Here is a 24,887-nt window from a genome sequence, read left to right on the forward strand (position 1 = left end):
ATTGACAGGCGCTCAAGTGGCGTCGGCGTGGCTCACCATTCCCTTCACCAACACCGCCAGGGTCGCCAGAGCCGCAGGCACCACCAGCGCCGTGAGCACCTGTTCGAAGCTCCAGCCCAGCCCCAGCAGGGTGGCGCCGATCCAGGCACCGAGGATGGCGCCGAAGCGGCCGATACCGATCATCCAAGACACCCCCGTGGCCCGCCCCTGGGTCGGGTAGAAGCGCGCCGCCAGCGACGGCATGGCCGATTGCGCACCGTTGATGCACATGCCCGCCAACAGCACCAGGGTGGCCAGCAGCGCCACTTCGCCGAGGCTCTGGCCGACGCAGTAGGCGAATACCCCGGCCATCAGGTAGAAGACGCCGACCACCTTGTGCGGGTCGATCCGGTCCATCGCCCAGCCCACCCCCACCGCGCTGAGCACACCGCCGAACTGGAACAGCGCGCCAATGAGCGCCGCCTGTTCCATGCTCGCACCGCTGTCGCGCATCAGGGTCGGCAGCCAACTGGTGAGCAGGTAGATGATCACCAGCCCCATGAAGTAGGTCATCCAGAGCAGCAGCGTGCCGGCGCTGTAGGTACCGGAGAAGATCACCCGGAACATGTTGCGGCTCTGTACGGTTTTCTGCTCGGGCACGCTGAAGCTGCCGGCCATGGAGACCTCGGCCGGCGCGATGGGTGCCAGGGTCCGGCGAATCCGCTCCGCGTCATGGTTGCGCACCACCAGATAGCGCGCCGACTCCGGCAGCCAGAGCAGCAGCGCGGCGACCAGCACCAGCGGCAGCACGCCACCGACGAACAACAGGCTCTGCCAGCCGAAGGTCGGGATCAGCGCGGCGGAGATGAAACCGCCAGAGGCCATGCCTAGGTTGAACCCGCAGAACATACCGGTGACCAGCAACGACTTGAGGCGCTCCGGGGTGTATTCGGAGACCAGCGTGCCGGCGTTGGGCATCGCCGCGCCGAGACCGAGCCCGGTGAGGAAACGCAGCACGATCAGCTGTTCGATGTTGGCACTGAAGGTCGCCAGCAGGCTGAACACACCGAACAGGAACACCGCGCCGATCAGCACCAGCTTGCGCCCGAAGCGGTCGGCCAGGGGCCCGGAGCCAAGCGAACCGAACACCATGCCACCCAGCGCGGCGCTCATCACCGGGCCGAGGTTGGCGCGATCGATGCCCCAATCCTGGGTCAGCGCCGGAGCGATGAAACCCATGGCCGCGGTATCCAGGCCATCGAGAAACACGATCAGGAAGCACAGCACCACGATCCGCCACTGATAGGCGGAAAGTGGCTGGGTATTGATGAAGTCCTGCACGTCCAGATGGACGGCAGCCGGCATGTCGGCGGGGCTGTTCATGCGTTCGATTCCTGTGGTGGGCGAGGGAAACGCGGACGACCGGCAGCGGTGTCAGCGAAAGCGACAGGAACGGGTGTGAAGCCTGGCGGCCGCAGGGCGATTCCGCGTGAGGGTGTGGTCATGCTGACTCTCGTTGTTCTTGTTGTGGTCATGCCGCGCGTCACCGCAGCAGGCGCGCGGACGGAAACGGCCGTCCCAGACACTACGAAGAGGCAACGGAGAGTTCAATTCGATAATCGCCAAAGCGTTCGATCAGCGAACACTTTGGCGATTCAGGGATTACCTGAAGGATCAGGCATAGAGCCGCGTGCTCAATTCGCGGCTGGCCACCAGCAATGCCGGGAGGAAGCGGTTTTCCAGCTCCTGCCGGCTGACCCGGCCGGCATGGGTGCCGACGTTCAGAGCCGCCAGCACCTGTCCGGAAGAGTCGCGCACCGGCACCGCCAGTGAGCGCAGGCCGACTTCCAGTTCCTGGTCGATGATCACCCAGCCCTGTCGGCGGATCTCCTCGATGCTGGCGCGCAGCGCCTCGGGGGTGTGCAGGGTGCGGCTGGTCTTCACCTGCAGGTCGGCATGGCTGAGGTAGTCGTCCAGGGCGGCATCGTCCAGCGCCGCCAGCAGGATGCGGCCCATGGACGTGCAGTAGGCCGGCAACCGGCTGCCGACGCTGAGGTCTACCGAGATCAGCCGCTGCGGCGTCGCCGAACGGGCGATGTAGAGAATCTCATCACCCTCCAGGGTGGCCATGGAGAAGGCTTCGTGAAGTTGCTCGCTGAGGCGGTCGAGGATCGGCTGGGCGGTGACCGCCAGCGGGGTCGAGGACAGGTAGGCGTGGCCAAGGGTGAGCACCTTGGGCAGCAGCGAATAGGTGCGCCCGTCGGTGGTGACGTAGCCCAGCTTCATCAGCGTGTGCAGGCAGCGGCGCACGGCAGCGCGGGGGATTTCGGTGCGGTGGCTGATCTGCGCGATGGTCAGGTGGCGCTTGCGCTCCTGGAACGCATGGATCACCGCCAGGCCCCGGGCCAGGGAGGTCATGAAATTGGGATCGCCGGTGAAGGCCTCGATGCGCTTGGCCGGCGACGCGATGATCGGCGGCGCCAGGGTGGACGGGCTGGGGCGGGAATCGTCGTGCATGGGGTAATCCCGGTGGCAAGGGCTGGGCCGATTATCGAACCGAGGTTCGATAATCGCAACAGGCCGCCTCACCACCCCTCGGCAGAGTGTCCGTTACCGCAACAGACCGACGAAGACGCTGATCGTGAGAAACGACAGCACGGTACAGACCACCAGCGCCGCGGCACAGCGGCCCTCCAAACCGTAGCGCTGGCCGAGGATGGGGAAGATGCTCATCATCGGCGCGCAGGCGAACAGGACGGCCGCCGTGCGCAACGCCGGATCGACGGCCGGCAGCAGCGCGAAGCACAGCAACACAGCCAACGGGTGGAGGATCAGCTTGCCCAGGCCGAGCTGCGCCACGTCGGCCAAGAGTCCGCGCGCCCTCAGACCATCCAGGCTGCCACCGATGACGAACAGCGCCACCGGCGCCGAGGCCATCGCCAGCATCTCGACGACCTTCCCCAGCATTGCTGGCAGGCGCACCTCGAACAGCGACAGCAACAGCCCGAGGGAAATGGCCAGGATGATCGGGTGGCGCAGCAGGCGACGGAAGGTCCCGATCAGCGCCCCACGCAGGCCTTCGCCGCTCTGCCGGCCCAGTTCGGCCAGCGCCAGGGCCAGCGGGATCATCAGCAGGTTCTCCACCATCATGCCGAGGGCCAGGGCGACCGCGCCGGTCGGTCCCACCACCATGGCCACGATGGGATATCCAATGAAGCCGCTGTTGGAAACCGACATGCCGAGGGCGTTCAGTGCGCTGCCGCTGAGGCTGTCCTTGCGTATCCGCCGCGAATACAGGAAGCCCAGCCAGAACACCGCCTGCGAAGCCAGGCCATAGGCCAGCAGGTAGGTGCCGTTGAACACCTCGCCCAGCGGCCGCTCGATTAGCGCCTTCAGCACCAGCGCCGGCAGGGCGAAGGTGATGACGAAGGTGCCCATGCCGGCGATCTGCTCGCGGCTCACCAGCCGCGCACGGGACGAGCCGAAGCCGATGGCGATCAGGATGAAGATGGGCGCGGTGATACCCAGGATTTGCAGCATGCGAGGCTCAAGGGTCGGGAGACAGGTTGACCGGCTGAAGCTGGCGCAGCCGGCTGCGGGTACGGGCGTAGTCCTGAGGTGCCTTGCCGGCGCACAGCGTATCGAGGTCCGCCGCACACCCCAGCACCAACCGGACGCCGCTGTCGTAGGCGATGTCGATGAAGCTGAGGAAGCGTTGCTGCACGTCGATGCCCTCGCCGTCCAGCCAGGGCACGGTGCCGATGGCGATGCGGCGGAAGCGCTGGCACAGCCAGAGGAAATCGGCGCTGGAATGCGGCTGGCGGAACAGCGCATCGAACTCCAGCCAGGCGCGGTCATCCTCGCGTGCCATCACCTGCAACGGATGGTAGTTGACCTCCAGGGTGAGATCCCGCTCCGCAGCGGTCGTCAGCTCCAGTTGCCGTCCCGGCCAGTCGTCCCCGGCTGCCAGCGGCCAACCATAGCTGCCCCAGGCTTCCAGCGCGGTGGAACGCTGCCGGTAGTCTTCGCCGCCGTCCACGGAGAGCACGTCGAAGCGCTTTTCGAGCAGGCGGATGGCCGGCTCGAAACGCTCGCGGTAGAGCGGGTTCGGGCACAGCCCGTCGGGGTGGTAGTTGGAAGTGCAGACCAGCCCGACGCCCTCCTCCACTAGCACGGCGAGCAGACGGCCGAGCAGCATGGCGTCGCCGATGTCATGCACGTGGAATTCGTCGAAGCAGAGCAACCGAAGCTCGGCGGCGAGCGCCCTGGCGGCCTTGGTCAGCGGATCGGCCTGGCCGCTGAACGCCAGCATGCGTGCCTGCAACTCCTGCAGGAACGCATGGAAATGCACGCGCCGCTTGGCCTGCACTGGCGCGGCGGCGAAGAAGGCGTCCATCAGGAAGCTCTTGCCGCGCCCCACCCCGCCCCACAGGTAGACCCCGGCGGGTACCCGCCGCAACCAGCCGCGATGACCGGCGAGATGGGACTCCAGCCAACTGCCGAGGTGATCGATGGCAGCCTGTTGCGCACCATCGGCCCGGTAGCCGCGCGCCTCCAGCGCCACTTCGAAGTGCCGCCGGATACGTTGCGGGACGGGTTCGACGAGTCCGTCCCGGCCGGGCTCTTCAGTCCTAGAAGTCAAAGAAGACGGTTTCCCCTTCCCCCTGGATGCGGATATCGAAGCGGTAGGCGGTCTTGCCGTCCGTCTCGCAGCGCCGGGCTACCAGCGTCTCGCGCCGTTGCGGCTGCTCGATCAGGTTGAGCACCGGATCGGCGGCGTTGGCCGTGGCCTCATCGTCGAAATAGATCCGCGTCTGCAAGTGAATGTTGATGCCCCGGGCGAACAGCGCCACGTTGATGTGCGGCGCCATGGGAACACCGGCGGCGTTGTTCGCCACGCCCGGCTTCACCGTGTGCAACGTCCACTCGCCGGCATCGAAGGTGGTGGCGGTGCGGCCGAAGCAGTTGAACGGCTTTTCCAGGTCGTAGGCCTCTTCGTAGCGGCCCAGGTGATCGGCCTGCCAGAACTCGAGGAAGGAGTCGCGCACCAGGTGGCCATTGCCGTCGAACACCTGGCCGATGAGCAGGATGTGCTCGCCCGGAGCGTCCGCCTTGGCCATGCGGTTCCAGATTTCCTGGTCGCGGGTCGGGTTGCCGGCAGCGGCCAGGGCCAGGCCGATGTGCACGTAGGGGCCGGCGGTCTGCGAGGGGGTTTCCGGCAGCAGGTCGAAGTTCATGGTCGGCACCTCACTGGTTCTCGAAGAAGGTCTTGCGCTGGCCGCGCAGCACGATGTCGAAGCGGTAGGCCAGGCAGTCCATCGGGTTGGCCATGCTCATGTCCAGGCGGGCGATCAGCGTCTGCACCGCATCCGGGTTGGCGATGGACTTGACGATGGGACACTTCGGAATCAACGGATCCCCTTCGAAGTAGAGCTGGGTGATCAGCCGCGTCGAGATCGACGGACCGGTAATGGAAAAGTGGATGTGCGCCGGCCGCCAGTCGTTCGGACCGTTGCGCCAGGGGTACGGGCCCGGCTTGATGGTGCGGAAGTAATAGTTGCCGTCGCCATCGGTCAGGGTGCGACCGACACCGCCGAAATTCGGGTCGAGCGGTGCCAGATAGCGGTCGTTCTTGTGCCGGTAGCGTCCGCCGGCATTGGCCTGCCACATCTCTACCAAGGTATGCGGGATCGGCTTGCCATACTGGTCCATCACCTTGCCGGAGACAATGATCCGCTCGCCCACCGGCAGGCCGCCGTTGTTGAAGTTGAGCAGCAGGTCGTTGTCGTGGCGGCCCATTTTCAGGTGGGAGAAATCCGGCCCGCTGGTTTCGGAAATCGACTGCGGGATGCTCACCAGCGCCTGGCGCGGCGAGCGGGCGATGGAGGTCTTGTAGTCGGGAGTGAAGGCCTTCGGATGCCAGTTGCGGTCGCGAATGGCGAAACGACGGTTGTCCTCGGCAGGCATGGCGCGCTCCTGTTATGGCTATTGTGGAGTCGCCCCGCGGTGCGGACACCTCGGGGAAGTGAGCGCAGTCTCGGCCAAAGCCACCCCGGTGAACATTGAAAAGACGCCGCCAATTCATAACCAATTGGTTATGGGAAGACGCTCTCACGGTAGGCCTGCGCCACCTCGCGCAGCACCCCGCAGAAGCCCTCGGCAGCCAGCGACAGGCCCAGCGCGCCGTTGCGGCAGATGCCCACCGAACCGCCTGGCTCCTGCACACCCAACTGCAACTCGACCAGCTCACCGCGCTGCACGTCCAGGCAGACCGCGTCTTGCGGCGCCACCCATAGCGCATCGCTGGTTTGCACGTAACGTCGGCTGAGCGCCGGCGACAGGGTCTCCAGGCGCTGCCGCGACGGGGTCACGCCGCATTGCACGAACAGGCTGTCGGCATGCTTGCGGATGGTGGTGCCGACGGTCGGCAATACCAGCGGGTAATCGCCGAGCCTGCCCAGCGCGGCGCTGCCCGCAGCCAGCAGCGGATGGCCGGGACGCACCACCAGGGTCATGGACTCGCTGTACAGGTGCTCGAAGGTCAGGCCCTGGATATCCGGGCTGTCGGTCATGCGGCCGATCACCAGGTCCAGCTCGCCGACGCGCAACTGGCCGAGCAGATAGGCGCCCGGCCCGGTGGCGACGCTGACCACCAGTGCCGCATGGCGCTCGTGCAGGCGCCGCACCACCTCGGGAATCAGCAGGCTCTCGACGGTGGACAGCACGCCGACGCGCACCTGCCCGGCCTCGTGTTCGCCACTGCGCAGGCTGTCGACCCCATCGCGCAGCGCCTGCACGCAGGGCCCGGCGTAGCGCATGAAGGCGACACCCGAGGCGGTCAGGCTGACGCCTTGCTTGCCGCGCTCGAACAGACTGGCGTCGAGAATTTCCTCCAGCTCCTTGAGCGTCTTGGAGATTGCCGGCTGGCTCACGGCCAGCACATCGGCGGCCTTGGCGAAACTGCGCTGACGGGCGATCTCGAGAAAGCACAGCAGGTGGCGGAATTTGATACGGGTGTCGATGTTCATCGCTGGCTCCGGAAATCCTTGGGTGACACGCCCGTCCAGCGCCTGAAGGAACGGGAGAAATAGGCCGCCTCGGAGAAGCCGAGGCTGTCGGCGACCTGGGCGATGGTCATCGAGGTGTAGACCAGGTTGCGCTTGGCCTCCAGCAGCAGGCGCTGGTGGAGCAGCTGCAAGCCCGACTGCCCGGCCAGGCGCCGGCACAGGCTGTTGAGGTGCGCCACGCTCAGCCCCAGCTGCGAGGCGTACCAGTCCAGCGGGCGATGCTCGCGGTAGTGCTGCTCGACCAGCGCCTGGAAGCGCCGCAGATGAGTCCGGCCGCGATCGCTGAGCAGCGCCTGGGCACGCTCGTCGGCCAGCGCCTGGCGCGCCAGCCAGACCAGCAGCGCGCTGATCAGCGACTGCAGCATCAGCTCGCGCCCCGGCTCGTGACGGCCGTACTCGTGCGCCAGGGTCTCGAACAATACGTCCAGGCGCCCGCGATGATCGTCGGCCGGATAGCAGGCGGCGCGGCTCAAGGGCTGCTGCTCCAGCGCCGCACCGAGGTGTTCGACCAGCGGCTGCGCCAGGGTCAGCACATGGCCCTGGATATCCTCGGAAAAGCGAAAGGCGTGCACGCACAGCGCCGGCACCAGTTGCACCGCCGAGCGCTCGAGCACCCGCCGCTGGCCGTCGATCTCCACCTCGGCACGCCCGCTCTGGATATACAGCACCTGCAGCAGATCGCCGTGCAAATGGGCGCGGATTTCCCAGCCGTGCAGGCGACTGCGCTCGGCGATCAATTCGCAATGGATCAGGTCCGGCGTCGGCCATGCCCGCTGCTCGCCGTAGAGTTTGAACACCGGAATCTGACCAGGCATGGTAATCCTCGAAAAGTCCAACCAATGCAGCAGATATTGCCTTCAAGCAGCGCGCAGGTACATAAAAAATACAGGTTCAGCCGCCTTGCACGGGGCAGCCACAACCAGGACAACAACAATGAAAACCCAAGTCGCCATCATCGGGGCCGGCCCTTCCGGCCTGCTGCTCGGCCAGCTGCTGCACAAGGCCGGCATCGACAACGTCATCATCGAACGCCAGAGCCCGGACTACGTGCTCGGCCGCATCCGCGCCGGGGTGCTCGAACAGGGCATGGTCGACCTGCTGCGCGAGGCCGGCGTCGGCCAGCGGATGGACCGCGAAGGGCTGGTCCACGACGGCTTCGAGCTGGCCTTCGACGGCCGCCTGGAGCGCATCGACCTGCGCACGCTGACCGGCGGCAAGACCGTCATGGTTTACGGCCAGACCGAGGTCACCCGCGACCTGATGGAGGCCCGCGCGGCCAGCGGCGCGCCCTGCTTCTACGAGGCCAGCGAGGTCGAACTGCACGAGCTCAAGGGCGAGAACCCCCATGTCACCTTCCTCCACCAGGGCCAGCGGATGCGCCTGGACTGCCAGCAGATCGCCGGTTGCGACGGCTTCCACGGCGTGTCGCGCAAGTCCATCCCGGCCGGGGTGCTCAGCGAATTCGAGCGGGTCTACCCGTTCGGCTGGCTCGGCGTGCTGGCCGATACGCCGCCGGTCAACGACGAGCTGATCTACGCCAACCACGAGCGCGGCTTCGCCCTGTGCAGCATGCGCTCGCCGACGCGCACCCGCTATTACGTGCAGGTCGGGGCCGAGGAAAAGGTCGAGGACTGGTCGGACGAGCGCTTCTGGGACGAACTCAAGCGCCGCCTGCCCGAGCAGACAGCCGCCAAGCTGGTGACCGGCCCGTCCATCGAGAAGAGCATCGCGCCGCTGCGCAGCTTCGTGGTCGAGCCGATGCAGTACGGCCACCTGTTCCTGGTCGGCGACGCCGCGCATATCGTTCCGCCGACCGGCGCCAAGGGCCTGAACCTGGCCGCCAGCGACGTCAGCACGCTGTATCGCATCCTGCTCAAGGTGCATCAGGAAGGCCGTAACGACCTGCTGGAAAAGTATTCGTCGATCTGCCTGCGGCGAATCTGGAAGGCCGAGCGCTTCTCCTGGTGGATGACCTCGATGCTGCACCGCTTCCCCGACACCGACGCCTTCAGCCAGCGCATGCAGCAGACCGAGCTGGACTACTACGTCGGCTCCGAGGCCGGGCGCCGCACCATTGCGGAGAACTACGTCGGCCTGCCTTACGAGGCGGTGGAATAACGGCCCTGCCCCGGCGCGGCAAGGCGCCGGGGCAGATCGCAGAGCGGGCGGCGTGGCGGATCAGCGCGCCTCCCGACGCAACAGGCCGGGGGCGCTACCCTGGTAGGCGGCGTCGATCAGCGCGGCGCGCTGCGCCAGCACCGCGCGCTGGTTGAGCGAGCCCTTGTCGGTGATTTCCCCCAGCTCCAGCGACGGCGGCTGCGCCATCAGCAGCAGCCACTGGATGCGCGAGGCGCTGCCGGTGGCATCGCGGTTGAAACGCGCCAGCCACTGGCTGAACCAGGCCCGCACCGGCTCGCTAGCCAGCACAGCCTCATCCTCGACGTCGTCGGCCATGCCGGCCAATACCCGGCACTGATCGAGACGGGGGAAGACCAGCAGGCCGAGTTCCTCGCGGTCCGGCGCCGCCACCACCACGTCCTGCACCAGCGGCGCGCCTTCGAGCACGGCGCGGGTGCGCATCGGCCCGACGCTGACGAATACCCCGGAGGACAGCTTGAAGTCTTCGGCGATGCGGCCGTCGAACATCAGCCCCACCTCGGGCGCCTGCGGGTCGGCCAGCTTCAGCGCGTCGCCGGAGCAGTAATAGCCTTCCTCGTCGAACACCTTGGCGTTCTGCTCGGGCGCGCGCCAGTAGCCGGCCATGATGTGCGGGCCGCGGAAGCGCCCTTCCAGCTTGCCGTCGACCGGTACCAGTTTGACCTCGCAACCCGGTGCCGGCAGTCCGACATAGCCGGCCACGGATAGCGGCCCGGTGGTGAAGGTGCACGACGGCGAGGCCTCGGTCATGCCCAGGCCCGCCATCATGCGGATGCGCTCGCCGCAATGGGCCTCGGCGACGCGGTCGAGGCGGTCCCAGATCGCCTGGGACAGGCCGGCGGCGGCGAAGAAGAACAGCTTCATGCGGGCGAAGAACGACTCGCGCAGCTCGGCGTCCCGCTCCAGCGCGCCGACCAGTTCCTCCCAGCCCTTGGGCACCGTCAGGTAGGCGGTGGGGGAAATCTCCTTGAGGTTGCGCAGCGTCTCGGCGAAGCCCTGGGCGGTGGGCTTGCCCGCGTCCAGGTAGAAGCTGCCGCCGTTGTACAGGGTGATGCCGACGTTGTGGCTGCCGCCGAAAGTGTGGTTCCACGGCAGCCAATCGACCAGCACCGGCGGCTCCTCGCCGAGCACCGGGAAGGTCTGCAGCAGCATCTGCTGGTTGGCGCAGAGCATCTGCTGGGTGGTCGGCACCGCCTTCGGCAGGCTGGTGGAGCCGGAGGTGAAGAGGAACTTGGCCAGGGTCTGCGGCCCGCTGGCGGCGAAGGCCCGCTGCGCCGGCGCGGTGTCGATGGGCTGCAGCAGATCGGCGAAGGTCAGGCTCTGCCGCCCGGCCAGCGCGCCCTCGGTGAAGATCGCCGGCACGCTGGCCGGCAGCAGGCCGTCGATGGCCCGCGCATAGCCCTGCACCTGGCTGGCGAACACCAGACCGGGCTGCAACAGCTCGACGATGTGGCGCAGCTTGCCGAGGTCCTGCGACAGCAGCGAATAGGCCGGCGACACCGGGCAGTACGGCACGCCGACGTACATCGCGGCGAAGGCCAACTGGATATGCTCCAGATCGTTGCCGGAGAGAATCAGCAGCGGGCGCTGCGGCGACAATCCGAACGGCAGCAGGTGCGCGCCGATCACGCGCACGTTGGCGAGCATCTGCGCGTAGCTGATGCGGCGCCAGCTGCCGTCCGCCTCGCGCGCCGCCATGCAGGTGCGCTCGGGGGCCTGCCGCGCCCAGTATTCCAGGCGTTCGAGCAGGTGCCGGGCCGGCGTCTGCAGCGGCTCGCAGGAACGCAGGCGCAGCACACCGTCTGCGTCGCGACTGAATTCGACCGGCGCGCGGCTGATCGATACGGGGCGGTAGACCGGCTCGGCTCCCGGCGCCTTGATAGAAGCGGAACTCACGATGCACGTCCTCTTTTAGCCTGGAGCCCTGCGCAAGCGGCGCGTGGCGTCCTGATTGTTATTGTCGAGCGAGGATCCGCGGCCCTCTGGTGTCGCGACATACAGCAAATGTCGGACAACTGTAGGGTGGATGACGCTCTTTTCATCCACCGTTGCGGCGCCCTTCTGGTGGATCGATGAAGCGTGATCCACCCTACGATGCTAGGCCGTGCGCAACGCCAGCAGCATGGTGCGCACGGGGCCAGCCGGCGGGACTGCTCACTAAATCGGGTAATGCCGCGGCGCGTTCTGCACCGTCACCCAGCGTAACTGGGTGAAGGCCTCCACCGCCGCCTGGCCGCCGAAGCTGCCGTAGCCGCTGGCCTTGACCCCGCCGAAGGGCATCTGCGCCTCGTCGTGCACCGTCGGCCCGTTGATGTGGCAGATGCCCGATTCGATGCGCTGCGCCAGTTGCAGGGCGCGCGACACGTCGCGGCTGAAGATCGCCGCCGACAGGCCGAACTCGGAATCGTTGGCCAGCGCCAGCAGTTCCTCGTCGCCATCGCCCCTGAGCACCACGGCCACCGGGCCGAAGGACTCCTCGCGATACAGGCGCATGTCGGCAGTGACCCCATCGAGCAGCGTGGCCTGCATGATGCTGCCGTCCAGACCACCACCGGCGAGCAGGCGCGCACCCTTGCTCAATGCATCGTCGACCAGCGCCTGGATGCGCTGGCCAGCGGCGGCGCCGATCAGCGAACCGAGCGGCGCGGCGCCGCTTTGCGGGTCCGCCGCGCGCAGGCTGGCGACCTTCTGCGCCAGCTTGTCGACGAAGGCATCGGCCACCTTGGCGTCGACGATCAGCCGCTCGGTGGACATGCAGATCTGCCCCTGGTTGAAGTAGGCGCCGAACGCGGCGGCGGCCACCGCGGCGTCCAGCTCGGCATCGTCGAGCACCAGCAGCGGCGCCTTGCCGCCCAGCTCCAGCACCGCCGGTTTCAGGTGCCGCGCCGCCAGTTCGCCGATGATCCGCCCGACATGGGTGGAACCGGTGAAGTTGACCCGGCGCACCGCCGGATTGGCGATCAGCCGTTCGACGAGGGCCGGGGCATCCTCGGGGGCGTTGCTGATCACGTTGACCACGCCATCGCCGAGGCCGGCTTCCTGCAGCACCTGGCCGATCAGCCGGTGCGCCGCCGGACTCAGCTCCGAGGCCTTGAGCACCACGGTATTGCCGCAGGCCAGCGGCATGGCCACGGCGCGCGTGCCGAGGATCACCGGGGCGTTCCACGGCGCGATGCCGAGCACCACGCCACAGGGCTGACGCAGGGCCATGGCGAAGCTGCCGGGCACGTCGGAGGGAATCACTTCGCCCTTGATCTGCGTGGTCATGCTCGCCGCCTCGCGCAGCATGGCGGCGGCCAGATGCACGTTGAAGCCGTACCAGGCACCGGTGGCGCCGGTCTCGCCGGCCACGGCGATGAAGTCGCCGGTACGGTCTTCCAGCAACTCGGCGGCCTTGAGCAGGCGCGCACGGCGCTCGCCCGGCCCCAGCGCCGCCCACTGTGGAAACGCGGCCTGGGCGGCCGCCACGGCGGCGTCGGCATCGGCCAGGGTGGCGGCGGCGACGCGCGACACCGGCTGGCCGGTCACCGGATGGCAGCGCTCGAACGTCCGGCCATCGGCCGCGGCGACCGACTTGCCGGCGATCAGCAAAGGCACCTCGTACATGGGGCAATTCCTCTTATTGTGCTTGTTCTGGAAACGCGCTCGACGCCCCCATCAGGTGTAGGGTGCGCCATGCGCACCACTGGCAACCCGATGCTTGGTGCGCATGGCGCACCCTACGGGCCGGCACGCTTCAGCGCTTGTAGGCCTGCAAGCCGGGCTTGATGCTCTTGTCGTCGAGGAACTGCTTCATGCCCTGCTCGCGGCCGCCTTCCTTGTCCAGCAGGCGCGACTGGTCGAGCTTGGCGTACAGGTAGTCCTCGTTCTGCTCCCAGGTCAGTTCGCGACAGCGCTTGAAGCCGATCTTGGCCGCACGCATCACCACCGGGTTCTTCTCCAGCAGGTTGCGCGCCAGTTCGATGGTGGTCTCGCGCAGTTGCGCCAGCGGCACGCTCTCGTTGACCAGGCCCATCTCGGCGGCCTTCTGCCCGCCGAAGGTCTTGCCGGTCATGATGTAGTACAGCGACTGGCGATGGCCCACGGTGTCGGCCATGGCCTTGCTCACCAGGTTGCCCGGCGGGATGCCCCAGTTGATCTCGGACAGGCCGAAGGTCGCCTCGTCGGCGCAGATGGCCAGGTCGCAGGCCACCAGCGGGCTGAAGCCGCCACCGAAGCACCAGCCGTTGACCATGGCGATGGTCGGCTTGGCGTACATGCGCAGCAGCTTCCACTGCCAGGTCGAGGCCTCGCGGCGAATCTTCTCCTGGAGGATTTCCGGGCCGGCGTCGACCTCGCGGAAGTATTCCTTCAGGTCCATCCCGGCGGTCCAGGACTCGCCGGCGCCGGTCAGCACCAGCACGCCGACCTCGGCATCCTGCTCCAGGGTTTCCAGCACCTCGACCATCTCGCGGTTGAGGGTCGGGCTCATGGCGTTGCGCTTTTCCGGACGGTTGAGGATGACCCAGCCGATGCCCTCCTCCACTTCGACCTTCACGGTTTGCCAGCGCGCTTCGTACTTGCTCATGTTCGTGTCCTGCATGTGTTGGGTAGATGTGCTCAAGGTAGGTCGTGCATTTAGTTATGTCAATTAACTAATATGGCAAAGATGTTCGGTTACCGCACCGTATTAAAGGTGCTTAACAAATAGGTAATTAGTCGAGATAACGACCGTAGGGTGCGCCATGCGCACCGGGGCTGCCTCGTTGCCACGGACCGGATCCGGCGCTGCTGATGGTGCGCGCGGCGCCCCCACGGAGACGGCGTCGTGACAAACGCCAACCGACGCCCCGAACCTTGGCCCGAGGCGCCGACGCGCCTTACTTGCCGGTACGGATGCTGTTCCAGGTGCGCATGCGCACGCGCTCCACCTTCAGCGGCAAGGCCTTGAGGGCGAACAGGCTGTCCATCTGCTCGGCGGGGATATACATCTTGGGGTTGTCGCGCACGCTCGGATCGACCAGCGCGGTGGCGTCCTTGTTGGCGTTGGGGTAGCCGAGAGCGGTACTGATCTTGGCGATCACCTCCGGGCGCATCAGGTAGTCGATGAAGGCGTGCGCCTCGTCGAGGTTGCCGGCGCCCTTGGGGATCACCATCACGTCGGACCACAGCGGCGCGCCTTCCTTGGGCAGGATCATGTCGATGCGCACGCCCTTGCCCGCAGCCACCGCCATCTTCCGCGCCAGCTCGACGCCGCCCGACCAGCCGACGGCGATGCAGATCTCGCCGTTGGCCAGGTCGTAGCCGTAGCGCGAGGAGTTGAAGTAGGTGATGTGCGGGCGGATGCTCATCATCAGCTCCTGCGCCTTGCGGTAGTCGCCGGGGTCCTGCGAGTGCGGCGACAGGCCCAGATGATGTAGGGCGATGGGCAGGATCTCGCTCGGCGAATCGAGGAAGCCGACACCGCAGGAGGCCAGCTTCGACAGGTACTCGGGGTTGAAGATCAGGTCCCAGCTGTCCAGCGGTACGTCCGGCCCCAGCGCAGCGCGCACCTTGTCGACGTTGTAGCCGATCAGGGTGGTGCCCCACATGTAGGGCACGGCGTACTGGTTGCCGACGTCGCCGGTCTTCTCCAGCTCGGCCATGAACGACTCGTCCAGGCGCTGCCAGTTGCTCAGCTTGCTGCGGTCGATCTTCTCGAAGGTGCCGGCGGCGATGAAGGTCGCCAGCGAGGAGCTGCTGGGAAAGGCCACGTCGTAGCCGGAATTGCCGGTGAGCAGCTTGGACTCCAGGGTCTCGGCGCTGTCGAACACGTCGTAGATCGGACGAATGCCGGTGTCGGCCTCGAAGTCCTTGAGAACCTCGCCCGGCAGGTACTCGATCCAGTTGTAGACCCGCACGCTGCGCTGTTCGGCCAGCGCCGGCAGGCTGATCAGGGTTGCCGCCAGCAGGGCCAGCGCGCCACGTTTGCACATCTTCATTTTCGACTCCCTACGCGGCCGCTCGGCCGCGTGCCAGATCAATAGCGATAAGTGACGTACAGCTGCAATGCGGAGAAATCCCGGTCGTTGCCGAAGAACTCCTTGGCGGCGGATTTGGCCTTGACCCAGTTGTAGGAAAGCGAGGTGGACAGGCTGGCGCTGGGGCTCCAGTCGACGAACAGCGCATGCTCGTCGGCGAAGCGCGTGCTGCTCAGCGGCGCGCCGAACAGATTCTGCTCGTCCAGGGAGAAGCGGTGATAGAGGGTGCCCAGCGTGACGCCCGGCGCGACCTCGGACTTCAGCGACCAAGTGTGGACCTTCTGATTGCTGTTGTTGAGCAGGTAGTTGCCGGTGATGTCGCCGATCAGCCAGGTGCCCCAGTCGATATAGCCCTTGCTCAGCGCGTCCCAGGCCTTCTGCCGGTTGTCGCCCAGATCGTCGTCGCCGGAGAAGTAGGCGTAGCGATAGCCCAGCCGCGGTTGCAACGGCAGCTGACTGAAGCGGTACTCGCCGCCCAGGTACCAGGCCTTGGCGTCGAACTCGGTGCCCTCGCCGCTGCCGCGCTGCACGGCGTACTCGCCGTTCAGGGTCAGATCGCTGAGGCCCGGCAGCACGACGTTGAGGGCGCGCAGGTTGTAGACCTTCATGCCCTCGCGCGGCGCCGCCAGGTTGGACGAACGCTCCTCGGAGTCGAGCTTCATCGCCATGGCGCCGAGCGTGGCCAGTTCGCCGAGCTGGTAGTCGGCGTTGAGGCCGCTCATGCGGTAGTCGCCGAGATGATCGTCGCTGCGCAGGGTGAACGCCTGCGCCGACAGCGCTTCGCCGCTCCAACCCAGCACGGCGCTGTCGCGGAAGGCGGTGCGCGGGCCCAGCCAATAGGCGCCGTCGTTATGCATGTCGAGGTTGCCATCCATGACGATGAAACCCTGGCCGATCATGTAGTCCTGGCGACCGGCGGTGAAGCGCCATTGCCCGGCGCGGAAACCGGCGTAGGCCTCCTCGACGCTGGTCCGGCCATCGGAACTGCGGGTGAAGCCGCCGGCATCGCCGTCGCCGAAGGTGCTGGCGCCGACCACCGAGCCGCCGGCCAGCAGATCGAAATCGGGGCCCAGGTGGTATTGCAAGGTGAGCGCCGGCTTGATCGCCAGCTCCTGCCAGTTGGCGTGCTTGTCGCCGATCTCGCCGGTGCGGGTATCGAGCCGACCGAGACCGAAGTTGCTGTTGCGCGAGAACAGGGCAGCGGCGGAGGCGGTCAGGCTGACCTCGCCTTCGAGTCCGCCGGACTCGAAGCTGTAGCCGGCCATGGCGCTGGCACTGCTCAGCAGCGCCACGGCGAGCAGCGTGGGCGTGAAGGGTAGGCGAATCATGAAATGCTCCTGGGTAAGTTGTTGTTGTGTCACAGGGCAGTTGCAAAGCAGCTCGGCAAGCAGCCGGCTGCAAACCGGCAGGCCCGCCAGCGCGGGCCGCCAGATCTTTCTTGTTCCTTGGGGGGTCTGGCTCAGTCGCGTAGATGAGCGGCCAGCGTGCGCAGCGCGCGCACGTTATCGACGTCGAAGATGCCTACCGCCTCGGGCAGCGAGGACTGCTTGACGATCACCACGTCGGCCTCGAAGTCGACGAACAGGTACTGGCCATGGATGCCGCCGGCGGCGATGGCGCGGCTGTGGTCGTTGAACACGTACCACTGGCTGCGGTAGGACGCGCCGGGCATCCACTGGGCGAATTCCTCGTCCTGGGCGTAGATCCGCGGGTCGCTGCCGGCGACGATGGCATCGATGGCGCGCGCATCGATCAGGGTCTGGCCCTGATGCTGACCACGGCCTGCCAGCAGCAGGCCGAAGCGCGCCATGTCGCGCAGCGTCGCGTTGAAACCGGCGCCGGAGACGCCACGGCCCCAGGGGTCGGCCATGAAGTAGCCGTCGCGCTGGCAGCCGATCGCCGTCCAGATCCGCGCCAACAGTTCATGGCAGGCTTCACCGCAGGCCCGCTCCATCACCCAGGCCAGCGCCTCGGTGGTGGCGGTGACGTAATGGAACAGTCCACCATGTTCGCCGCGTTTGCGCAGCGACGGCAGGAACTGGTAGAGCGAGGCGTACCGGGCGTACGCGGCCGGCGCCGGCTGGAAGCCGCAGGCGTAGCCGAACTGCGAGCTTTCCGAAGCCGGGTCGTCGTAGCGCTCGGTGTAATCGATGCCCACCGCCATATCCAGCAGCTGGCGCACGCTGGCATCGAAGTAGGCGCTGCCGGCGAACTCCGGCACGTAGTCGCCGGCCAGGCGCTCGGGATCGAGCCTGCCCTCGCAGATCAACTGCTCGGCGAGGGTGCCGATCAGCGACTTGGTCACCGAGAACATGACGTGGCGGTCGTTGGCGCCGTGACCGTTGAAGTAGCGCTCGTACACCACCCGCCCCGCCTTGAGCACGATAAAGCCGTCGGCATGGCTGGCCAGCAGGTGCTCGTCGAGGCGCACGTTCAACCCGCACTCGCTGGTGAAGCTGAAGCCATCGAGATCCAGCCGCGCCTCGGGCAGCGGCTGCATGGCCTGACCGCAGGGCACGCTGATGCTGGGACGCAGGCGGCCCAGGTGGCGGAAGCCCCACTTGTTGAAGGGCGGGCTCATCCAGTTGTGCCAGGTCACCAGATGCTCGGCCGCGGGCGGAAAGCCGGTCATCAAGCGCTGCGGCTCCCGGGCCTGGAGCAGGGCCTCATGGGCATCGGCGTACAGACGCGCCAGCTGGTTGGGGATGGAAGGGTTTGTGGAGGCAGCCATGGAAGCTCTGTCCTTTGTTCTGCGAATGCTCTGCGCGCGGCAGATGTGACAGAATAATTGCTCCAATAAAAAACTTTAGTCAATAAAATATTTTCACCTGAAAACGAACATCCGTTATGCTCGCCGCCAGCGATAGGGATAAGGAGTGGGACTGTGAGCGGTCTGCGCGAACATCAGAAAGCCATGCGCCGCAAGGCGATCAGCGAGGCGGGTGTGGCCCTGTTCGAGCGGCAGGGGTTCGACAACACCACCATCGAGCAGATCGCCAGGGAGGCGGGCGTTTCCGCGCCAACGGTGTTCAAGTACTTCGGCTCGAAGCAGGAAATCATCCTGGAGATGCTGCAGAAGGCCGACGAAACGGCGCTGCAGGAGGCCCGCGCACACATGGCCGAGCTGGACGACCCGCTCGACGCGCTGTGCTATCTGGAGCAGGTGCTGGTGGACCATGCCCTGAGCATGCTGCCCGCGCCGATCTGGCGCGAACTGCTGCTGCACGTGCTCGGCGGCGACCAGAGCGAGCTGCCGGAAAAGTACAAGCGTCTCAACGAAAGCCTGCAGCACGCCATCGCCAGCCTGCTGCGCGACCTGCAGCAGCGCGGCAAGCTGCGCGCGGACCTGGACGTGGAACTGGCCGCCTTCCTGCTCAACGACTACTCGCACCTGCAGATCCTGCGCCTGGTCAGCAGCGAGCCGATGGACCTCGAACAGCACCGCCGCCAGGTACGCCAGACCAGCGGGCTGATCCTGCAGGGCATGATCGCTCGCTAGCCGGCGGCTACGGAAAGTCTGAAAAAGCTATCTACCGTCACTCCCACCAGTTCATCTGTTAGAAAAATTTTGAATTATCACTGCATCAGAATTCTGATCGTTAGCATCGATTGAGTAGCAAAAGCTTATCGACTGATCACCGCTGAACTCTGGGTACAAGGTAGGTCTTAGCAGCCTAGTTTTGTTGTCATTAAATGAAGTTCTCTGTTGCCCATCTGGATTTCTCCTAACCGCATAACAGTATCGCTTATTGGGATCTTGACTGTCACTCATTGATAAAGATGCAACCATTGCCTCCTCAATTTGTGGCGGTTTACCCAAAGTTACTTGAGCTGGAATAAATTGAGCAAAGTACTCATTAAACTGACTCAATAAATCCCCAAGGTTTTCACCATACTCTATATTGAAAAACGCTCTTAAAAGTTTAGCCTCGACAAGGAACCCATTTGCGTTTACAGCTAAAACCAGTCGCTCACTAACATTTTCACTTTTCAATATCTCTACTTTCATCAGAGCGTATTTCGGTTTTTTCTCTCCATCTCCGTACAATTTAGCCAACACAATGTAATCACGGCCTTTGTAATTGAAAGGGAATGCGTCTATGACCCAACCCTTTGCAATCATATCCGCTTTTAATAACTTGAAATTCTCAAATACACTCATTTTTACCCTTGATATTCAGTATTTTGCTTAGAACTATTTTGTTGATTCGAATGCAACCGCGCTGACGATGGGATCGAAAAGTTATTGCTCACTACTTGTGGGGAGAGTCCATATACCAGTTGTTATGCATTGAGCAACTCGGAATCAAACCATACATCTTCAAAATCATTGCCGTCGATAAGAAAGCGGTAGCCGGCAGGTAGATCAAGGTAGCTTGCCACCTCTGGAAGGTAGCTGCCGATGTGCTCTATATGCAACGGAGAGAAGAAATCGACAGCGTCGGACAGCTCTGTGCCACACCAGATGTACCAGCCATTAGTACCCTTTTCTGGTTTATGCCTAAGCCCGTTAATGGGTAACTGCCCAATTGTGCTTAAGGCGATTCCAAGTTTTGACCCGCTCTCGGGTTTCTGAGGGGTAACATTCTTCCATTCGCAGATGGTCTGTTCCTTCAGGATTTTCACGGTTTTACTCCGAAGGTGCATAACGCTTTTGTAAAAGGCGTGACGTCAGGAGCGTCCTTTTAACAAACTTGTTAGATTTCCAATCTCTGACTTAGACAATGACTCAAGACGCTGAATAAGCATTCTTTCTTGCTTTTTATCATCACTGTCACCCTCGGGATCAAATGATAGAAGCAAGTCTGTAAATCCCAAATTTCTAATTTCTATCTGATTAGCATTGCTTGATAAAAAGCCTGGAACTTCGGTTCTATATGGGTCGCAGACTATTAACTTTGTACCTGGTATCTTCAACCAATCACAAAAGACCACATTTACATGCTCATCTCCGAAACCATAGCCAATGACAACAAGTTCACGAGCAGACATAATTCTAGTTTTAAATTCTTCAAATAACTCCCTAGGTGCAATCTGTTCAAATTTATCTGAAAACTTGTGTCCACCTGAAAGTAAAGATCGCCTTAGAAATTGCAGTTCACCGGAATCATCATTAACAAAAAGCTCATTAACCCCTCGAACGCCCGACTTTCGGCATTCCTCCAAGCTAAGTCTTTCGATATTTCTAACCGCCCTAACGTAAGACCCAAACTCACTGCCTCCGACAGACTTCAGGTATTTACCTTTATCTTCTATTGCAAAAATATCAAAAGATCCGTGTAGCTTGACAAGATTAACGCCAGACTCATTTTGATCAAAGAAATCTAAGCGGTGCTGCTGAAGCTCCTCTTTCGTAACAACTTTGAAAGAGCCCAATCGACTATATCCATGTTCACGATCAGCATAAAAACCATCTTTCAACGGAATTTTATAAAATGCACATAGCTCCTCTACGATTAAGTCATGATTCAGTGAATAGATATCTAAACAGCCAAATTTTTTGATGATCGCTTTCAGACCAAAATAGTGATCAAATCTCAACTGCATTCTAGGATTGCATTTCTCTTGCAGCTCCAAGAGCAATAACTGGATGCATTCTGTGGTTTGCTTAATTAGCCCACCAACAATTTCGCGCTCTTTTCCAACCGAAGATAGGCTCCATTTCTCTAGCTCGCTTACCATTTGCTCATAGTGCATATCCGTATTATTTATGATTACTACAAATCGCTCTTTAATTTCGTCATTGCCTGAAAAATTGAATAGCTGTGTATCAATCCTCTTTAAAACATTCTCCCTAAATGTGGCTGTAAATGGCCAGACAAGCGGCATCCCACACTCTACTGACGCTCCTGCACCTAGAAAAAATGCCAACACTCGATATGTACTCCTTGAAAATCTAACGCTGCGCTCTGCGGCAAATTTGTAGCGCAGCGAAAAATTTGTCCGACAGCAGCGCCTTGTTAGCAATGTTACTCAGCGCAGTATATTATTGGCCTTGCGTTCATATCTTTGACCGCATGCGCGAAGGAGGAAATAATCCATAATAGCTGGATAATATTTCCTCTCACAGGCTTTCCTTCTTTTATTTTATTAAATTCCTCTGTAACACCTGAAATCGAAAGAAACGAACAGCATAAGACGCAGCTACGATTGAGTTTGTAATCCTTAAGCAAGTTCGCCAGATACCCCTCTAAATCATCGATATCACCCTTTCGTATCCTCGGTATTTTTGTCTGAACACCTTTTACTGACTTGTAATGCTTCTTAAATGTTTTATCTAATTTCGACAGCATAGCACTTGCATCAAAATACATGTTTCCAAGATTCTTAATCCCTTGACCTACGACATCATGCAAGTTGCTAGCTGATGTGCTGGGATCACCATATTTCGAGTGAATAAAGCATATGTTTGAGTTCTCCTTATTAAAGGTAATATGGTCAGCCCACTCATCACCTAAATCGTCACAGAATATATAATCATCTTCAGCATGTATTTTTTCAACGGCATCAAACATCGAATCGTCTGTGAAATTTTCGCTTTCTACAGTAAAACTGCCTTTTTCCGATTTGACGTCAGGCATTAGCCCTATTGGTTGAAAAATCTCGAGGATATTGTCGATCTCGGAAACTCCAGAAGAATCTTCGAAGCACGCACCCATAAAGTACATGTATTTGGGATCGTCAAAAGTAACACTATAGAACCCATGCTTAACAATATACTTTTGAAGGGTTATTAACTTCCCGTTTTCATGCACACGGAACCTTGCAAGATATTTTGAATATAAAGTCAGGCTTTTCTTGTTGGCTCGAATCCGAGAACCGTCATTAACACCGATGACGTTCAAATCTGAATCTATCTCGTATACTTTCTCTAGTGCAGACTCTAGGATTTTGTAGACGCGACTGGAAACGCTGATGACCTTGCCCTTCTTTGTTTTATATTTTACTTGGACACCGTCCTTCCTCAGACGATCAAACAAGGAGGAACTTTCTAGAAGGATGGCATTAGGCGAGCAACTCGCTAAGACTTCATTTAGCTCCACTTTACTTGCGAAAGCATCTAAGAAGTTTGTATTGCCGGGAGATTCTATAAGATTGATCTGCTCGGAAACCCATGCAGCGATATTGTCGATCGTTTCTCTGCTGGACGATTCAACAACACGACCAGTTCCTGATATAGATCTGGTCTTGGCTCCTTGTCGGAGCTTAAAGTAATAGGGAATCGACCTACCCGCCGAATGTGTGGAAAGCAATCCTTTTAAGTCAGCCGCCTCATACGATCTGGATCTCATTGCGCGATCTGACACCGTCATATTTCTAAGCGCTAATCTCTGAAATTCCACATCATCATCAGAGAATGAAGATGAAAATTCCTTACTGCCGACAAGCGTAAAGTTTTCATCCATCAGGTCGAATATGTTGGCACAGCTCTTCTTTAGAACAGCAAGGTAGTTGCCAGTCTCAATGATCAATATAAATGCATAAACCTTGTCTTCGAAATCATCGTCCAAGAAGTAAACTGGCCGATTAGAAGGAAATACCCTGACCGAATAGACGAAACTTAAATTTAGTTCATTTACATTCCTTTCCTGCCTAAATTGATCAATTACAAATCCACTATCGGGATTCATATTATCAGAGGCAGTGTCGAGGATACTTCTAACCAACTCATCCTCTACAGGATCATTGACTCTGTAAAATTGTGCATTTTTAGTCAATCTGAGTCTTTCTGGCACTATCCTGCCTCCTTGCTAACGTTTGGTTAAGGGGCGGGCTTTAGCCCGTCCCAGTGAGCGAAGCGAACGATTTGAACCAGTTGTTATGCTTTGCGCTCAAATGTATTGCCGATGAACTGCTTTAGAAATTCTTTGTCCGGATATGCAAAAGTCATGTGCATTGATTCATTGTCGTCTTTAAAGGGGAGTGTTTCCCCATCAGTTGCTTTAAAACCCGGCTTGTTCAGTGGGTAGAATAGCGCAATTCTAAATTCGGCTTCATGGCTAAATGCATCTGGTTTATAAAATACCAAATCACTTGCTTCGTGTGTCTTGGGGAGATGGCCTTTGCTGTAATACGTTATGTTTCTGGCAATAACCTGCATGCCTTGAAATTTGTGAGTGAAGAAATCTTTGAGGAATTCTACAAGTAGCTCAACATTGACTTCAATGCATATGTCAGCTTTAAATTTATTAAATAATTCGTCGCAGTTCTTGCGATTACTCAAGCAAAGGCAGTAGCAATGCCTTGTTGGTACGGTTAACTTCGGATCTTGAGTCATATCTTCGGGGCTGATTACTCTGCCGTTCACGCTTAATTCGCCAGAGAATCTGTCGATGATAAATGTCTTTGACATTTCATCATCTCTCATTAGCTCGTTTTCCATTCTGGCGTAATGTGAAAGGTCGCTAAATCTAAATCCGGCTTCCCCTTCAATTAGTGGTGTCAGAATTGATTTCTTTCCATATAAATACTTGATCAACGCACACTCCCGAATTTTTTCTGGCATAACAGTGATTAGATGGAAGGCGTTACTAATCCGATAGTAGAGCGTTCCGTATAACTCCGCACCACTCCGCTGTGACAGTCGCAAAAACTCTTTATAAATCACAGGCTTACCGAAATCACTCTACCCATCCAGCGTATTCGCTTGACCTCCTCTTTTAGCTCCAGCATTACGACTGGATAAAAATACAGCCTCGACCTGCCACTGTTATCAAGTCGGTCGCCTGATCGAAAAATAGGGCCACACAACCCAGCGCTCTACCGCGGCTTGCTGTGGCGCCCATGGAACGTGGCTCTGCTTCAGACATGCCTCCCGGATGCATCCGGGCTACGCGGCAGGCGGTTCAGAAGCGGCTAGATTGCCGTGCCAGTGCACAAGGGGCTCTTGCTAGCCCGGCTTTTGACTGCCGCGCTGGATCACCGTACGCCCAACGCTGTCACCTTCTTCCGTGCCGAACAGACGGGCGTAACGCAGCGTCGCATTGGCGTGCTCGCGCATGATTCCCTCGGCGCGGGCGCCCTGCCCGGCCAGCACCGCGTCGACCGCGGCGTGGTGCTGCAGGTGGGCGAAGTTGAAACGCCGGTATTCCCGTTCCAGATGCTCGCGGTCGACCACCAGGGCGCTCACCGAGGCGAACGGCAGGTGGTCGTTGCGCGCCAGCGCCGCGGCGATGGCCGGGTTGCCGCTGGCCTCCACCAGGGTCTGATGAAAGCGCAGGTTGAGGTCGTGATAGCTGGCCAGGTCTTCCTCGCATAGATAGCCCTTCTCGAACAGCCGATCGCCCCGTTCCAGGCACTCCAGCAGCACCGCGCGAACCTCTGCGGACACCCCGCGCTCGGCCGCCTGGCGCGCCGCCAGGCCTTCCAGCACGCCGCGCACCTCCACCGCGCCGGCCAGTTCCTCCTCACCCAGCTGGCGCACCGCGTAGCCGCGCGCGCCATGGCGGATCAGCAGGCCTTCCTGCTCCAGCACGCGAAAGGCCATGCGCACCGGCATGCGCGACACCCCCAGGCGCTCGGCCGTGGGGATCTCGGCGATGCGCTCGCCAGCCGCCAGGCTGCCCTCGGCGATCATCTGCCGCAGCAGCGCCAGCACCCGTTGCCCCGGTCCGCTCATGATCACTCCTCATTGGATCCAATGGCGCCAGTCTACGGCAGCCGAAAGCCAGGTCAACTGCATATA

Annotated in this window: 22 protein-coding genes; 2 read left to right on the forward strand and 20 right to left on the reverse strand. The window is 61.4% G+C overall.

Annotated features, from left to right (window positions below; all coding sequences use genetic code 11):
- Positions 1 to 12: 12 nt before the first annotated feature.
- From pcaK to PIN01S_RS18765, 8 genes are all read right to left on the reverse strand, one after another.
- The gene (gene pcaK, locus PIN01S_RS18730; protein WP_084337757.1) at positions 13 to 1,362 is read right to left on the reverse strand and encodes a 4-hydroxybenzoate transporter PcaK; all 1,350 of its coding nucleotides are present in this window, start codon (positions 1,360 to 1,362) and stop codon (positions 13 to 15) included.
- 291 nt (positions 1,363 to 1,653) lie between these two features.
- Positions 1,654 to 2,496 (reverse strand): IclR family transcriptional regulator domain-containing protein, encoded by an 843-nt coding sequence (locus tag PIN01S_RS18735; RefSeq protein ID WP_084337759.1) that lies wholly within the window; start codon positions 2,494 to 2,496, stop codon positions 1,654 to 1,656.
- Positions 2,497 to 2,589: 93 nt separating this feature from the next.
- Positions 2,590 to 3,519, reverse strand: a complete 930-nt coding sequence (locus PIN01S_RS18740) for an AEC family transporter (RefSeq protein ID WP_084337761.1) — start codon at positions 3,517 to 3,519, stop codon at positions 2,590 to 2,592.
- Positions 3,520 to 3,526: 7 nt separating this feature from the next.
- A complete protein-coding gene (zapE, locus tag PIN01S_RS18745; protein ID WP_084337763.1) occupies positions 3,527 to 4,621 on the reverse strand; it encodes a cell division protein ZapE in 1,095 nt (364 codons plus the stop codon).
- Positions 4,611 to 5,216: a protocatechuate 3,4-dioxygenase subunit alpha gene (pcaG, locus tag PIN01S_RS18750; protein WP_084337765.1), complete on the reverse strand. Its 606-nt coding sequence runs from the start codon at positions 5,214 to 5,216 to the stop codon at positions 4,611 to 4,613. The genes zapE and pcaG overlap by 11 nt, the downstream gene beginning before the upstream one ends.
- 10 nt (positions 5,217 to 5,226) lie before the next feature.
- Complete coding sequence (pcaH, locus tag PIN01S_RS18755) at positions 5,227 to 5,946, reverse strand: protocatechuate 3,4-dioxygenase subunit beta (protein WP_084337767.1); 720 nt, start codon at positions 5,944 to 5,946, stop codon at positions 5,227 to 5,229.
- 128 nt (positions 5,947 to 6,074) lie between these two features.
- Entirely contained in the window at positions 6,075 to 7,007 is a 933-nt protein-coding gene (gene pcaQ, locus PIN01S_RS18760; protein ID WP_084337769.1) for a pca operon transcription factor PcaQ, read from the reverse strand.
- On the reverse strand, positions 7,004 to 7,861 hold the full coding sequence (locus PIN01S_RS18765) for a helix-turn-helix domain-containing protein (RefSeq protein ID WP_084337771.1): 858 nt from the start codon (positions 7,859 to 7,861) through the stop codon (positions 7,004 to 7,006). The genes pcaQ and PIN01S_RS18765 overlap by 4 nt, the downstream gene beginning before the upstream one ends.
- 118 nt (positions 7,862 to 7,979) lie before the next feature.
- Here PIN01S_RS18765 and pobA point away from each other — a divergent pair, with 118 nt between their 5' ends.
- Complete coding sequence (gene pobA, locus PIN01S_RS18770; RefSeq protein ID WP_084337773.1) at positions 7,980 to 9,164, forward strand: 4-hydroxybenzoate 3-monooxygenase; 1,185 nt, start codon at positions 7,980 to 7,982, stop codon at positions 9,162 to 9,164.
- 60 nt (positions 9,165 to 9,224) lie between these two features.
- Here the strand turns inward: pobA and PIN01S_RS18775 are convergent, their stop codons facing one another.
- From PIN01S_RS18775 to PIN01S_RS18800, 6 genes are all read right to left on the reverse strand, one after another.
- A complete protein-coding gene (locus tag PIN01S_RS18775) occupies positions 9,225 to 11,099 on the reverse strand; it encodes a feruloyl-CoA synthase (protein WP_084337775.1) in 1,875 nt (624 codons plus the stop codon).
- A 261-nt stretch (positions 11,100 to 11,360) separates the two neighbouring features.
- Positions 11,361 to 12,809, reverse strand: coding sequence for an aldehyde dehydrogenase (locus tag PIN01S_RS18780; protein ID WP_084337777.1), 1,449 nt, complete (start codon positions 12,807 to 12,809; stop codon positions 11,361 to 11,363).
- A gap of 130 nt (positions 12,810 to 12,939) precedes the next feature.
- The gene (locus PIN01S_RS18785) at positions 12,940 to 13,770 is read right to left on the reverse strand and encodes a p-hydroxycinnamoyl CoA hydratase/lyase (protein ID WP_084337779.1); all 831 of its coding nucleotides are present in this window, start codon (positions 13,768 to 13,770) and stop codon (positions 12,940 to 12,942) included.
- Between the two features lie 292 nt (positions 13,771 to 14,062).
- Positions 14,063 to 15,163, reverse strand: a complete 1,101-nt coding sequence (locus tag PIN01S_RS18790) for a polyamine ABC transporter substrate-binding protein (RefSeq protein WP_084337781.1) — start codon at positions 15,161 to 15,163, stop codon at positions 14,063 to 14,065.
- A 38-nt stretch (positions 15,164 to 15,201) separates the two neighbouring features.
- Positions 15,202 to 16,530: an alginate export family protein gene (locus PIN01S_RS18795; protein ID WP_084337783.1), complete on the reverse strand. Its 1,329-nt coding sequence runs from the start codon at positions 16,528 to 16,530 to the stop codon at positions 15,202 to 15,204.
- Positions 16,531 to 16,661: 131 nt separating this feature from the next.
- Positions 16,662 to 17,933, reverse strand: coding sequence for a serine hydrolase domain-containing protein (locus PIN01S_RS18800; RefSeq protein WP_084337784.1), 1,272 nt, complete (start codon positions 17,931 to 17,933; stop codon positions 16,662 to 16,664).
- A gap of 153 nt (positions 17,934 to 18,086) precedes the next feature.
- On the opposite strand from PIN01S_RS18800, the gene PIN01S_RS18805 reads away from it, so the two are divergent.
- Positions 18,087 to 18,701, forward strand: coding sequence for a TetR/AcrR family transcriptional regulator (locus PIN01S_RS18805; RefSeq protein WP_084337786.1), 615 nt, complete (start codon positions 18,087 to 18,089; stop codon positions 18,699 to 18,701).
- 51 nt (positions 18,702 to 18,752) lie between these two features.
- Here PIN01S_RS18805 and PIN01S_RS18810 read toward each other — a convergent pair whose 3' ends face one another.
- The 6 genes from PIN01S_RS18810 to PIN01S_RS18835 form a co-directional block, all read right to left on the reverse strand.
- Positions 18,753 to 19,364: a DUF6037 family protein gene (locus PIN01S_RS18810; protein WP_084337788.1), complete on the reverse strand. Its 612-nt coding sequence runs from the start codon at positions 19,362 to 19,364 to the stop codon at positions 18,753 to 18,755.
- A 122-nt stretch (positions 19,365 to 19,486) separates the two neighbouring features.
- Positions 19,487 to 19,828, reverse strand: a complete 342-nt coding sequence (locus PIN01S_RS18815; RefSeq protein WP_244505990.1) for an immunity protein Imm33 domain-containing protein — start codon at positions 19,826 to 19,828, stop codon at positions 19,487 to 19,489.
- A gap of 45 nt (positions 19,829 to 19,873) precedes the next feature.
- Entirely contained in the window at positions 19,874 to 21,076 is a 1,203-nt protein-coding gene (locus PIN01S_RS18820) for a hypothetical protein (protein ID WP_084337792.1), read from the reverse strand.
- A gap of 95 nt (positions 21,077 to 21,171) precedes the next feature.
- Positions 21,172 to 22,938, reverse strand: a complete 1,767-nt coding sequence (locus tag PIN01S_RS18825; protein WP_084337794.1) for a hypothetical protein — start codon at positions 22,936 to 22,938, stop codon at positions 21,172 to 21,174.
- 83 nt (positions 22,939 to 23,021) lie between these two features.
- Positions 23,022 to 23,810 carry a hypothetical protein gene (locus PIN01S_RS18830; RefSeq protein WP_218024719.1) on the reverse strand — a complete coding sequence of 263 codons (789 nt, stop codon included), beginning with the start codon at positions 23,808 to 23,810 and terminating at the stop codon, positions 23,022 to 23,024.
- A gap of 282 nt (positions 23,811 to 24,092) precedes the next feature.
- Positions 24,093 to 24,821: a GntR family transcriptional regulator gene (locus tag PIN01S_RS18835; protein WP_084337796.1), complete on the reverse strand. Its 729-nt coding sequence runs from the start codon at positions 24,819 to 24,821 to the stop codon at positions 24,093 to 24,095.
- Between the last annotated feature and the right edge of the window lie 66 nt (positions 24,822 to 24,887).

It is taken from the genome of Pseudomonas indica NBRC 103045, from assembly GCF_002091635.1.
GTDB lineage: Bacteria > Pseudomonadota > Gammaproteobacteria > Pseudomonadales > Pseudomonadaceae > Pseudomonas_M > Pseudomonas_M indica.